Source organism: Trinickia dinghuensis (assembly GCF_003367175.1).
In the GTDB taxonomy this organism is placed as follows: Bacteria; Pseudomonadota; Gammaproteobacteria; order Burkholderiales; family Burkholderiaceae; genus Trinickia; species Trinickia dinghuensis.
In genome coordinates this window covers 1-11937 of the sequence record NZ_QRGA01000018.1, presented here as the reverse complement: position 1 = coordinate 11937, position 11937 = coordinate 1, and the positions used below count along the sequence as shown (strand labels likewise).

Annotated in this window: 12 protein-coding genes; 4 read left to right on the top strand and 8 right to left on the bottom strand. The window is 65.7% G+C overall.

The genetic code is table 11. The annotated features are described in order from the left end of the window. Positions 1 to 123: 123 nt before the first annotated feature. From DWV00_RS27095 to wrbA, 4 genes are all read right to left on the bottom strand, one after another. On the bottom strand, positions 124 to 948 hold the full coding sequence (locus DWV00_RS27095; protein ID WP_115536717.1) for a metallophosphoesterase: 825 nt from the start codon (positions 946 to 948) through the stop codon (positions 124 to 126). Positions 949 to 1035: 87 nt separating this feature from the next. Further along, a complete protein-coding gene (locus tag DWV00_RS27090) occupies positions 1036 to 2499 on the bottom strand; it encodes an FAD-binding oxidoreductase (RefSeq protein ID WP_115536716.1) in 1464 nt (487 codons plus the stop codon). A gap of 15 nt (positions 2500 to 2514) precedes the next feature. Beyond that, positions 2515 to 2946: a DUF2069 domain-containing protein gene (locus tag DWV00_RS27085; protein WP_425452848.1), complete on the bottom strand. Its 432-nt coding sequence runs from the start codon at positions 2944 to 2946 to the stop codon at positions 2515 to 2517. Between the two features lie 2 nt (positions 2947 to 2948). After that, the gene (gene wrbA, locus DWV00_RS27080; protein ID WP_115536851.1) at positions 2949 to 3551 is read right to left on the bottom strand and encodes an NAD(P)H:quinone oxidoreductase; all 603 of its coding nucleotides are present in this window, start codon (positions 3549 to 3551) and stop codon (positions 2949 to 2951) included. 120 nt (positions 3552 to 3671) lie between these two features. Between wrbA and DWV00_RS27075 the strand changes: the two genes are divergently transcribed. After that, complete coding sequence (locus tag DWV00_RS27075; RefSeq protein ID WP_115536715.1) at positions 3672 to 4973, top strand: YihY family inner membrane protein; 1302 nt, start codon at positions 3672 to 3674, stop codon at positions 4971 to 4973. 151 nt (positions 4974 to 5124) lie between these two features. Here DWV00_RS27075 and DWV00_RS27070 read toward each other — a convergent pair whose 3' ends face one another. The 3 genes from DWV00_RS27070 to DWV00_RS27060 all read right to left on the bottom strand — a co-directional run bounded on the left by DWV00_RS27070 (position 5125) and on the right by DWV00_RS27060 (position 7818). After that, positions 5125 to 5445 carry an Mpo1-like protein gene (locus tag DWV00_RS27070; RefSeq protein ID WP_115536850.1) on the bottom strand — a complete coding sequence of 107 codons (321 nt, stop codon included), beginning with the start codon at positions 5443 to 5445 and terminating at the stop codon, positions 5125 to 5127. Positions 5446 to 5647: 202 nt separating this feature from the next. Then, positions 5648 to 6484, bottom strand: a complete 837-nt coding sequence (locus tag DWV00_RS27065; protein ID WP_115536714.1) for an alpha/beta fold hydrolase — start codon at positions 6482 to 6484, stop codon at positions 5648 to 5650. Beyond that, a complete protein-coding gene (locus DWV00_RS27060; protein WP_115536713.1) occupies positions 6481 to 7818 on the bottom strand; it encodes an O-acetylhomoserine aminocarboxypropyltransferase in 1338 nt (445 codons plus the stop codon). The genes DWV00_RS27065 and DWV00_RS27060 overlap by 4 nt, the downstream gene beginning before the upstream one ends. A gap of 181 nt (positions 7819 to 7999) precedes the next feature. Between DWV00_RS27060 and DWV00_RS27055 the strand changes: the two genes are divergently transcribed. The 3 genes from DWV00_RS27055 (at position 8000) to aroC (ending at position 11657) form a co-directional block, all read left to right on the top strand. Then, the gene (locus DWV00_RS27055; RefSeq protein WP_115536712.1) at positions 8000 to 8458 is read left to right on the top strand and encodes a CBS domain-containing protein; all 459 of its coding nucleotides are present in this window, start codon (positions 8000 to 8002) and stop codon (positions 8456 to 8458) included. Between the two features lie 3 nt (positions 8459 to 8461). Beyond that, positions 8462 to 10399: an MFS transporter gene (locus DWV00_RS27050; protein WP_115536711.1), complete on the top strand. Its 1938-nt coding sequence runs from the start codon at positions 8462 to 8464 to the stop codon at positions 10397 to 10399. 157 nt (positions 10400 to 10556) lie between these two features. Further along, on the top strand, positions 10557 to 11657 hold the full coding sequence (gene aroC, locus DWV00_RS27045) for a chorismate synthase (RefSeq protein WP_115536710.1): 1101 nt from the start codon (positions 10557 to 10559) through the stop codon (positions 11655 to 11657). A 108-nt stretch (positions 11658 to 11765) separates the two neighbouring features. Here aroC and DWV00_RS27040 read toward each other — a convergent pair. Next, the coding region (locus tag DWV00_RS27040) for a 4Fe-4S dicluster domain-containing protein (RefSeq protein WP_181885593.1) at positions 11766 to 11937 on the bottom strand (172 nt) is incomplete at its 5' end.

Genomic DNA, 11937 nt, shown 5'->3' with positions numbered 1-11937 from the left:
GTGAACGCCGAACGCCGAACGCCGAACGCCGAACGCCGAACGCCGAACGCCGAACGCCGAACGCCGAACGCCGAACGCCGAACGCCGAACGCCGAACGCCGAAGATCGACGTACCCAGCGGCCTCAAAGTTCGACGATTTTGTCCCAGACGTAGAGCGGGTTTTCGATGCGATTGCGGCGCCGGTCGACATAGCCGCGCGGGTTGCAGACGATACGCGTGCCGTCCGCCACGTAATCGAACGGCGTGTGCGTATGCCCGTGTATCCACAACGCGACGGGCGGCCCGACGAGGTCGGTCAAATGGCTGATGAAACCGGCCGAAGAGAGATCGTTCGCGAAGCGCTCGGCCAGGCTCGCGCGATGCGGCGCGTGATGCGTGACGACGATGGTTTTGCCGGCGAACGGCTTGGCGAGTTCGCGCGCGAGCCACGCGCGGGCGTGTCGGTGGAGCGCGAGCGTGTCGGCCGCCGTGAACAGGCGCGGGTTGTCGCGCTCGGCCGGGGTGCCCGCGGCGCCCGACGGCCACGTCACCTGTATCGGCCCGCGAAAATCGAGCATGACCTTTTCGGCGGCGGCAACCGACGCGGCGATCGTGGCCTCGCTCGCGCCGAACAACTCGAAATCGGTCCATAGCGTCGTGCCGAGCACGCGCCAGCGGCCGTCGGGATCGATCAACGCGTCGTTGTTGAGGTAATGAACGTTATCGGCGCCTGCCGCCGCGTCGCGCATCGCCACTTCGAGTGCCCCGAACTCGCCATCGTAGTACTCGTGATTGCCGGGCACGTAGACGACCGGGACGTCGGCATCGAAGGACTCGGCAGCCCAGCGGATGCCTTCCGCATGGTTATGGATATCGCCGGCGAGGACGACGAGGTCGGCCTCGGCGTGGGGGATCGCTTCGGGCTCGTCGCACTCGAGGTGCAGGTCTGACAACACGCGTATCTTCACGAGACACCCGTTGGCTTGATGGGCGGGGGCTGAGCGCGCACCGTACCGTTTTGCACGGCTGCTCGCCCTTCGATGATGCCTAGTGCCCTAGCGTAGCACTTTGCCGGGGTTCATCAGTCCGAGCGGGTCGAACGCCGTCTTGAGCGTGCGCATGAGCGCGATCTCGACGCCCGCCTTGTAATGCGTCGCCTCGTCGACTTTGAGCTGCCCAAGGCCATGTTCCGCGCTGAACGTACCGTGATGGCGATGCACGCTGTCGTAGACGATACGGTTCAGCGGCGCCTGGTATTGCGCGAGGAATGCCGGCGCGTCGACGCCTTCGGGCGCCTGAACGTTGTAATGGAGGTTGCCGTCGCCGAGATGGCCGAACGTGACCATGCGCGCGCCGGGGACGGCTTGCGCGATGGCCGCGTCGGTTTCCTCGATGAACGTGCCGATGCGCGAGATCGGCACGCCGATGTCGTGCTTGACGTTCAGGCCTTCCTCGGCTTGCGCGAGCGGGATATGTTCGCGCAGATCCCAGAACGCGCGCGATTGCGCGAGATTCTCCGCCACGACGGCGTCCTCGACGAGGCCCGATTCGAGCGCCTGTTCCATCATCTGTTCGAACAGCGTGCGCGCATGGGCTTCGCTTTCGTTGTCGGACAGTTCGAGCAGCACGATCTGCGCATGCGGCTCGGCGAACGGGTACCGCAACTGCGGGAAATGCTTCCCGACGAGACGCAGACAGAAATCGGACATCAATTCGAAGCCCGTCAGCAGCGGGCCCGCGCAGCGATGCGCGAGCGCGAGAAAATCGAGCGCGGCATGCGGCGAGGGCAGCGCGGCCAGTGCTGTGACGTTCGCGGCCGGCAGCGGATACAGCTTCATGACGGCGGCCGTGATGATGCCGAGCGTGCCTTCCGCGCCGATATACAGATCGCGGAGGTCGTAGCCCGTATTGTCCTTGCGCAGCGCACGCAGGCCATCCCAAATCTCGCCTTGCGGCGTCACGACTTCCAGGCCCAGGCACAACTCGCGCGTATTGCCGTAGCGAAGCACGGCGGTGCCGCCGGCATTGGTCGAGAGGTTTCCGCCGATCGTGCAGCTGCCTTCCGCGGCGAGGCTGAGCGGGAACAAACGCTGCGCCGCGCGTGCCTGGTTTTGCACCTCGGCCAGAACGACGCCCGCCTCGACCGTAATCGTGTTGTTGGACGGATCGAGCGCGCGCGTCCGGTTCAGGCGCGCGAGGTTCACGACGGCTTGACCGCCCGCGGCATCGGGTGTCGCACCGCCCGCGAGCCCGGTGTTGCCGCCTTGCGGCACGAGCGCGACGCGATGCGTGTTCGCAAGTTTGACGATCGCGGCGACTTCCTGCGTTGTGCCGGGACGCAGCACGGCACGGGCGGCACCTGTGTAGCGGCGGCGCCAATCGGTCAGGAACGGCGCCGTGTCGTGCGGGTCGGTGAGAACATGCGCGGCGCCGATGGCGTCGCGGCAGGCGGCGACGAACGCGTCGGCATCGGCCGAAGCGGCTGAAGCTACTGAAGCGTTTGAAGGATGGTCGGTCATGGTCGTGGTCTGGAACTAGCCGGCGGTGTCGACGTTGGCATCGGCATTGCGGCGAGCCGCGCGTGCCGCCCGCTTGAACGGCGCGACATAGGCGAGTGCGCAGCCGAGGAAGATCGTGGCGAGTATCGTTTCGATCCAGCCGAGCCGCGCCGACATCCCGCCGTCGGTCATGCCGCGCACGATCCCCTCGGCCAGGTAAAGCAGCACGAGCATCGAGGCCCATTGCAGCGTATAGAGGCTGCGCCGCCGGACGCCGGGCAGCGCGCACGCGAGCGGCACCGCCTTGAGCACGAACGCGGATCCGCCCGGGCGTAGCGGTGCGAGCCACCACTCCCACGCGATCGCGAGCACGATCAGGGCTGCAAGCGCCAGCGTTGCGCCGAGCGCCCATTGGCCGCGCGCGGCGACAGGCATGGGGGCCGAGGGCCGGGTCGCGCCGCCGGGCATCGTCATGGCCGGCCGGCCAGCAGCGATGCCGTGCGTGCCAGCCGGGCCCCGAGCACGACGGCAAGGGTTTTTTCGTCGGCCGAAAGCGCCGATTCGCGGGCGCCGACGCCGGAAACGTGCGAAGCGCCGTAGGGCGTGCCGCCGGTTTGCGTCGTCGCCAATGTACTTTCGGTGTAAGGAATGCCGAGCATCAGCATGCCGTGATGCAGCAGCGGCAGCATCATCGAGAGCAGCGTCGATTCCTGGCCGCCGTGCATGCTGCTCGTGGACGTGAAGACGCAGGCCGGTTTGCCGGCCAGCGCGCCGCTCATCCACTGCGGCGTCGTGCCGTCGAGAAAATATTTCAGCGAGGCGGCCATGTTGCCGAAGCGCGTCGGCGAACCGAGCGCGAGGCCCGCGCATTCTTCGAGATCGCGCAGTTCCGCATAGGGTGGGCCGTCGAGCGGAATGGCGGGTTCGGTCGCTTCGCTCACGGCCGATACGGCCGGCACGGTGCGCACACGTGCTTGCATGCCGGGCACGCTGTCCACACCTTGAGCAACGGCCAATGCCAAATCGCGCGTCGCGCCGTGACGGCTGTAATAGAGTACGAGAATGTCTTTCATGAGCATGGGTCGTGAGCGGCTTATTATAGGGGCACGCCGCCGCGCTCGCCTTGGAGCGCCGTCGCACCTAGCCTGGCCGGGCGCGCCCGCTCGGTCATCGAACGAATAGGAGAACGATTCTTGCGGACGCTCAGTTCCGAACTGGACACGCTCAAACGTCTGGCGCGTTTCGCCGCGAAGCGCAGCGGCGAAGACCGCATCGCTCAAGTGGCGGGCAGCCTGACGTTTACGACGATGCTCGCGATCGTTCCGCTCGCGACGGTCGCGTTCGCCCTGTTCACGGCGTTCCCGATTTTTGCCCAATTCCAGGTGTCGCTGCAGACGTTTCTCGCGCAGCATCTGATGCCGGATCAGATCAATAGTCAGATTTTCAAGTATTTGAACCTGTTCGCGTCGAAGGCGAAAGGGCTGACGACCGCAGGCATGATCGTGCTGTTCGTCACGTCGGTGATGACGATGATGACGGTCGAATCCGCATTCAACGTGATTTGGCGCGTGGCGAAACCGCGCCCGTTCGCGCAGCGCGTGCTCGTCTATTGGGCGATCGTCACGCTCGGCCCGTTGCTCATTGGCGTGAGCTTGTCGATCTCGTCCTATCTTTTCGGCTCGAGCCTGATGGCGAACCGGCACGTGCCGGTATTGCTCGAATGGGTGCTGACGGGCACCGCCTTGCCATTGACCGCGCTCGCGTTCGCGTTGCTTTACGTCTACCTGCCCAATTGCGCCGTGCAATGGCGCGATGCGGTCGTGGGCGGATTGGCAGCCGCCATCGCATTCGAGTTCGCCAAGCGCGGTTTCGGCTTTTACGTGCGCCGCATGCCGACTTACGCGGCCGTCTATGGCGCCTTCGCGCTCGTGCCGCTATTCTTGCTGTGGGTTTATCTGTGCTGGTTCATCACGCTAGCGGGCGCGACGCTGGTGTCGGCACTTCCCGCGATTCGCGCAGGCGAGTTTTACCGGCGGCGCTACGCGGGCAGCGACCTGCTCGATGCGCTGGAAATGCTCGTGCGCTTGGACGAAGCGCGCGAGGCGGGCCGGCCGGGCCTCACCCCGATGGAGCTGGCGCGCATGGTTCGCTGCGATCTCGATACCGTCACGCGATTGCTCGGCAAGCTGGCCCGCCGGGAGTGGATCACGCGGCTTGCCGACGACAACGCGCAGCGTTTCGTCTTGATCGCGAATCCGACTCAGCTCACCGTGAGACGGTTGTTCGATACGTTCATCATCGACCGGCCCGAGCTCGAATATCAGTTGCGCCTCGATTCGACGCGCGTCGACACGGCCATGCTGCTGGACGCGTTGCACAATCCGAAGCACGAGCTGACGATCGCCACGCTGGTGGCGGCGCGCGGCGCTCGCGGCGTCCCTGGCCCCGCCGGCCAGCCGGCGGCGAGTGCGCCTTGGCCCCATCAGGCCGCCTAGGCGCCGACGTACCGAGCGTAACCGCATCGGACTTGAGCGATATCGGCACCAGGACGCCTAGGCGCCGACGTACCGCTCCGATCGGGCCCCGCGCCGGGGCGCGCACGGCGAATGTCCTCCCGCTGCCCGAACGCTTGTGATCCATGCGCCGCTACAGCGGAATCTTGTTCACGCAGATGTCCTTGAACATCACCCAGTCGCCCATCAAGCTGTAAAGCGGATGGTGGAAGGTGGCGGGACGGTTCTTTTCGAAGAAAAAGTGGCCGATCCAGGCGAAGCCGTAGCCGCACACGACGGCGGCCGGCAGCCAGAGCCAGCCGCCCGTCGCGACGGCCATCGCCAAGCAGCCGATCACGCCGAGCGAGCCGACGAAATGCAGGCGGCGGCAGACCGTGTTGCGGTGCTCGCCGAGGTAGAACGGATAGAACTCGGCGAAGCTTGCGAATTGGACCGTGTGAGCACCGTGACTCATCGCTTCCTCCGTTTTGCGCGGGTGAGGCGCATCGGCTGCGGCGAGTTGCACCGCAGCAATGCGCAATCTGCCGGTGCGGCTGTTGCAGTTGCCGCCGCTGCCGCCAAAACGCCCGGCTGACGAAACCATTGTCCGGCGATCGCGGCGAAGGTGCAACTCGGCCGTTCGGTCTAATGGCGAAGCCGCCTTCGCCCGCGTATCGTCAAGTCCGTTGCATCGCGGCGGCCGATCGCGCGAACGTATAAACCGCGTCCAGCGTGCCGTCGGGCTGCTCGCTCATCAGCGCGTGCCCGGCGTCCAGCGTGACGACGTCCACGGGCGCGCCCGCGGCTTTGAGCGCGTCGACGAGCGCACGGGTAGCGCGCGCGGGCGTCATCATGTCCTTTGCGCCCAACACGAGACGCACCGGGCAGCGCACTTGCGCGGCCCGTTCCAGGCCGTGCGCGTAGCCGTTGCACGCGGCGAAGTCGGTGTGGAACAGGTTCGGTTCGCCGCGCGCCGAAACGCGTTCCATCAGGCGTTGATTGACGCCGTGCAGCCAGAAGCCCGGCGCCGGGCACGACGGCTTGGCGGCGATCGTCGAGTGCGACCAGCGGTTCACGAGCTCGATCGCCTCGGGTTCGCGATTGAGCGCGGCGTCGAGCAGCGCGTCGGAGACGGCCATGGGCACCGCCGTCGCCACGAGCGCGGCGCCCAATGCGCGAGCCGGGTACCGGGCCGCGAAATCGAGCGCCACGAGCGAGCCCATGCTGTGCCCGATGACGAGCGCGCCGGGCGCGCCCGCGGCGTCGAGCAGATCGGCGAGCCAGTCGGCCAGCGCCTCGATCGACGTCTTCGCCGGCCCTTCGCTGCGGCAGTGGCCGGGCAGATCGACGGCGAGCACGTTCAAGCCGTGATGCGCGAAGTAGCGGCTTTGCAGGGCCCAGACGCTGTGGTCGTGCTGGGCGCCGTGCACGAAGACGGCTGTCGGCAGCACCGGGTCGAAGCGCTTGCCGCCGGTGTAGGCATAGGCGGTCTTGCCTTGGACGGTCAGGTTCATGCCGGCTCCTTCGCCGAGGGTGCGCCGGAGCTCGGACCGGGTTTGCCCTCGCTCTTGCTTGCGGCTTTCAGGGCGCGCTTGAGATCGTCGATCAGGTCGTCGGGGTCCTCCAGGCCAATCGAAAGCCGGATCGTGCCCTCTGCGATGCCCGCGGCGGCGAGCGCGGCGGCATCCATGCGGAAATGCGTCGTCGACGCCGGATGGATGACGAGCGAACGTACGTCGCCTACGTTGGCAAGGTGGGAGAACAGCGTCAGCGTTTCGATGAAGCGGCGGCCGGCCGCGCGATCGCCGCGCAAATTGAAGCTGACAACCGCGCCGGCGCCTCGCGGCAGCAGGCGCTTGGCGAGCGCATGGTCGGGATGCGACTCGAGTTCGGGGTAGGCAACCGATTCGACGGCCGGCTGCGCGGCGAGGAACTCGACAACCTTGCGCGTGTTCGCGACGTGCCGCTCCATCCGCAGCGGCAAGGTTTCGATGCCCTGCAGCAGCTGCCACGCGGCTTGAGGATGCAGGCAGGCGCCGAAATCGCGCAGCCCTTCGCGGCGGGCGCGCAGCAGGAACGGCGCGACGGTGCTTTCCTCGGCGAAGACCATGCCGTGAAAGCCGTCGTAGGGTTCGGTGAATTCCGGAAACCGGCCCGACGCGGTGAAATCGAACGTGCCGCCGTCAACGAGCACGCCGCCGATGGTCGTGCCGTGGCCGCCGAGGAATTTCGTCGCCGAGTGATAGACGAAATCGGCGCCATGCTCGAAGGGTTTGATCAGGAACGGTGTCGTAAACGTCGAGTCGACGAGCAGCGGAATCGAATGGGCGTGCGCGATTTCGGCGAGCGCCGCGATATCGAGTACGTCCAGATTCGGATTGCCGAGCGTTTCGCCCAGGAATAGGCGCGTATTCGGGCGCACGGCCGCACGCCAGGCGGGCAGATCGCCCGGCTTGACGAACGTCGTTTCGATACCGAAGCGGCGCAGCGTGTAGTGCAGCAAATTGTGAGATCCGCCGTACAACGCGCTCGAGGCGACGATATGCGATCCTGCGCCCATCAGCGTGACGATGGCCAGATGCAGCGCGGCCTGGCCGCTCGCGGTGCCGATCGCGCCGACGCCGTTCTCGAGCGCGGCGACGCGCTCCTCGAAGACGGCGACCGTCGGATTCGAGAGGCGCGAATAGACGTGGCCGGCGCGCTCCATGTTGAACAGGGCCGCTGCGTGATCCGCGTCGCGGAAGACGAAGGCCGTGCTTTGATAGATGGGCGTGGCGCGCGCGCCCGTCGCGGGATCGGGGGCCGCGCCGGCATGCAGCGCGAGCGTATCGAAGCGGTTGGCGGACATGACATCGGCCGGGCGGGGCCGGCAAAGGTTACGGTGGCGGCCATCGTAACATCGGCCGGCGCCCGATCGAATGGGGGCGGCGCTCCAGCGCGCCGGTCCGGTTGGTGGGCGCCTCGCTTTCTTTTTACAGGTCTTTCCGATAGGATCGGCCGATCCACTCAAGCATCACCGGGAGAGAGACATGAGAGTCAGCGACATCCTGAAGGTCAAGGGCAATACCTTGTTTACGGTCACGCCCGATACCGCGCTGCACGATGCGGTGAATACGATGGCCGAACATGACATCGGCTCGCTCGTCGTCATGGAATTCGGCGATCTCGTCGGCATGCTGACGTTCCGCGAAATCATTCTCACGCTGAAGAAGAACGACGGCAGCGTCGGCTCGGTCACGATCCGCAAGGTCATGGACGATCATCCGATCACGTGCACCCCGGAAACGGACGTGAATGAAGTGCGGCGCATGATGCTCGAGCATCACGTCCGCTATCTGCCGGTCATCGAAAACCGGACGCTGATGGGTGTGATCTCGTTCTACGACGTGGCCAAGGCCGTCGTCGAGGAACAAGGCTTCGAGAACCGGATGCTGAAGGCGTACATCCGCGATTGGCCCGAGGAAGGGCAGTCTACGGAGACGCGCTGACGCATGAGCGACCAACCGTTGCCCGCTGCCTCGGCGCCGGGGCGCGCGCCGCGCGAACATCCCTCTCAATTCTCGCTTTTTCGCGAGCGGAGATTCGCTCCTTTCTTCTGGACGCAATTTCTCGGCGCGCTGAACGATAACGTTTTCAAGGTGGGCTTCACTTCGCTCGTGACCTATCAAACCGCCCGTTTTTCGGGCGTCGATGCGAAGACGGCCGCCTTCCTGATCTCGGCAATTTTCATCTTGCCCTTCGTGCTGTTGTCGGCCACCTCGGGGCAGATCGCTGATAAATACGACAAAGCGACGCTCACGCGCTTCGTGAAGACGTTCGAGATCGCCGTGATGCTGATCGGTGGGGCCGGTTTCGTCACCCACCATGCGCCGCTGCTCTACCTTTGCACGCTCTTGATGGGGGTGCATTCGACGCTGTTCGGGCCCGTCAAGTACGCCTATCTGCCGCAGCATCTGGACGACCGCGAACTCGTCGGCGGCAACGGCCTGTTCGAGATGGGTACGTTCGTGGCGATTCTGATCGGCACGATCATCGGCGGCGCCGCCGCGGCCGCACCCGTGCACGGCGCGTGGCTGCTGGCCGGCGTGTGCCTCGCCGTGGCGCTGGCCGGGCGCGCCACTTCGAGCCGGGTGCCCGCCTCGCCCTCGTCGCAGCCGGAACTGCGGATCAACTGGAATCCCATCACCGAGACCTGGCGTAACCTGGCGCTCGCGAGGGAGAACCGCACCGTCTTCTTGAGCTTGCTGGGCATTTCCTGGCTCTGGTTCGTCGGCGCGACTTTCCTGACGTCGTTCTTCAGCTACGCGAAGGACGTTCTGTCGGCCGATCCCGATGTCGTCACGGTACTACTCGCCACGTTTTCGCTCGGGATCGGAACCGGCTCGCTCCTATGCGAGCGGCTCTCGAAGCGCCGCGTCGAAATCGGGCTCGTGCCGCTCGGCTCGATCGGCATCAGCGTGTTCGCGCTTGATCTCTACTGGGCCAGCCACGGCATTGCGCCCACGGGGCGGCTCATCGGCGTCGCGGAGTTTCTCGGGCATGCGCGGCATTGGCGGATTCTCGCCGATCTGTTCCTGCTCGCGATGTTCGGCGGCTTCTACAGCGTGCCGCTCTACGCGTTGATCCAAAGCCGGTGCCAGCCGACGCACCGGGCCCGCATCATTGCGGCGAACAACATTCTCAACGCGTTCTTCATGATCGTTTCGGCGTTGATGGCGATCGGGCTGACTTCGCTCGGCGTCAGCATCCCCGGGCTCTTCGCGGTTACCGCGCTGCTGAACGTGCTCGTCGCCGCCTATATCTATTCGCTCGTGCCTGAGTTCCTGCTGCGGTTCGTTGCGTGGCTGCTCGTGCATACGTTCTATCGGATTCGGCTCGTGCATGCCGAGCGCATCCCCGAGCAAGGGGCGGCGGTGCTTGTCTGCAATCACGTGAGCTATGTCGATGCGGTCGTGATCATGGCCGAGAGTCCGAGGCCGATTCGATTCGTCATGGATTACCGGATCTTTCGCTCGCCGGTTGCGGGCTGGCTTTTTCGTCATGCAAAAGCCATCCCGATCGCGCCCGCGCACGATGACCCGGCGATGCTCGCCAAGGCTTACGACGCATGCGCGCAGGCGTTGGCCGAGGGTGAACTGGTCTGCATCTTTCCCGAGGGGAAGATTACCCGCGATGGTGAGTTGAACACGTTCCGCCACGGTGTGACGCAGATCCTCGAGCGCACGCCCGTGCCCGTCATTCCGATGGCGCTGCGCGGCCTGTGGGGCAGCGTGTTTTCGCGTCACGCCGATGCGCATTGGCCGCGCCCGGTGAACAAGGGCGTGATGAGCCGTCTGACGCTGGCCGTGGCCGAGCCGCTCGAACCGGGGGCGGCCACCCCCGAGGCGCTGCAGTCCATCGTTGCCGAGCTGCGCGGGGCACGGCGCTAGCGAGCCCGTCGGAGCCCGCCGCCGGCCGAACCTAGGACGGTGCCGATGCGGCGGCGATGGGACGCTGTAGGACGTCTATCGCACGGCCACAGGACGTCTCGGGCACGGGGCAGGGCATAATATCGCTTTGCTCAATACTTCTCCCGAGGCCACCTCCATGTCCGGCAATACTATCGGCACGCTCTTCACCGTCACGACGTTCGGCGAGTCGCACGGGCCGGCCATCGGCTGCGTGATCGACGGTTGCCCCCCGGGCATGGCGATTTCCGAGGCCGACATCCAGGGCGAACTCGATCGCCGCAAGCCCGGCACGTCGCGGCACGTGACGCAGCGCCAGGAAGACGACAAGGTCGAGATTCTCTCGGGCGTGTTCGAAGGCATCACCACGGGCGCGCCGATTGCGCTGTTGATCCGTAATACCGATCAGCGCAGCAAGGACTACGGCAACATCGCCCAAACGTTCCGTCCCGGGCATGCCGATTACACCTACTGGCAAAAGTACGGCGTGCGCGACTATCGCGGCGGCGGGCGTTCGTCGGCGCGGCTGACGGCACCGACTGTCGCGGCTGGCGCCGTCGCGAAGAAATGGCTGCGCGAGAAATTCGGCGTCGAGGTGCGCGGCTATATGAGCGCGCTCGGCGAGATCGACATTCCGTTCGTCGATTGGTCGCATGTATCCGAAAACCCGTTCTTCGCGCCGAATGCGCAGATCGTGCCGCAACTCGAGGCCTATATGGATGCGCTGCGCAAGGACGGCGATTCGATCGGCGCGCGCATCAACGCCGTGGCTACGGGTGTGCCGGCCGGCTGGGGCGAGCCGCTGTTCGATCGTCTGGATGCCGACATTGCCCACGCGATGATGGGTATCAATGCCGTGAAGGGCGTCGAGATCGGTGCCGGCTTCGCAAGCGTCGCGCAGCGCGGCTCGGTTCATGGCGATGAGCTGACGCCCGAGGGCTTCGTCGGCAATCGTGCGGGCGGCGTACTCGGCGGCATTTCGACGGGGCAGGACATCACCGTATCGATCGCGATCAAGCCGACCTCGAGCATTCGCACGGCGCGCCGCTCGATCGACAAGGAAGGCACGCCGGCCGTCGTCGAGACGTTCGGGCGGCACGACCCGTGCGTCGGCATTCGCGCGACGCCGATCGCCGAGGCCATGCTGGCGCTCGTGTTGATCGATCACGCGTTGCGTCATCGTGCGCAGTGCGGCGATGTGAACGTGGCCACGCCGAAGATTGCCGCCAGCGCACCTTGATTCGAGTGGGCTGCTGAAACTGCGCGCTGTACTTCCCGATGAAAAACACCCCAAAGGTTGGATCGGTGTCCAACTTTTGGGGTGCGGTTCAGTACGCGGCTCTTTTCCTTACATATTCGCGTAGTTCGGCCCGCCGCCGCCTTCGGGCGTGACCCAGACGATGTTTTGCGTCGGGTCCTTGATGTCGCACGTCTTGCAATGCACGCAGTTCTGCGCATTGATGACAAGGCGATCGGTGCCATCCTCGTTCTTGGCGAACTCATAGACAGCCGCGGGGCAG

Coding starts and splice junctions, on each gene's coding strand:
- DWV00_RS27050 (WP_115536711.1), top strand. CDS start 8,462: ATGAGCGACCAACCGTTGCCCGCTGCCTCGGCGCCGGGGCGCGCGCCG.
- DWV00_RS27085 (WP_425452848.1), bottom strand. CDS start 2,946: ATGCCCGGCGGCGCGACCCGGCCCTCGGCCCCCATGCCTGTCGCCGCG.
- DWV00_RS27065 (WP_115536714.1), bottom strand. CDS start 6,484: ATGAACCTGACCGTCCAAGGCAAGACCGCCTATGCCTACACCGGCGGC.
- aroC (WP_115536710.1), top strand. CDS start 10,557: ATGTCCGGCAATACTATCGGCACGCTCTTCACCGTCACGACGTTCGGC.
- DWV00_RS27070 (WP_115536850.1), bottom strand. CDS start 5,445: ATGAGTCACGGTGCTCACACGGTCCAATTCGCAAGCTTCGCCGAGTTC.
- DWV00_RS27090 (WP_115536716.1), bottom strand. CDS start 2,499: ATGACCGACCATCCTTCAAACGCTTCAGTAGCTTCAGCCGCTTCGGCC.
- wrbA (WP_115536851.1), bottom strand. CDS start 3,551: ATGAAAGACATTCTCGTACTCTATTACAGCCGTCACGGCGCGACGCGC.
- DWV00_RS27060 (WP_115536713.1), bottom strand. CDS start 7,818: ATGTCCGCCAACCGCTTCGATACGCTCGCGCTGCATGCCGGCGCGGCC.
- DWV00_RS27055 (WP_115536712.1), top strand. CDS start 8,000: ATGAGAGTCAGCGACATCCTGAAGGTCAAGGGCAATACCTTGTTTACG.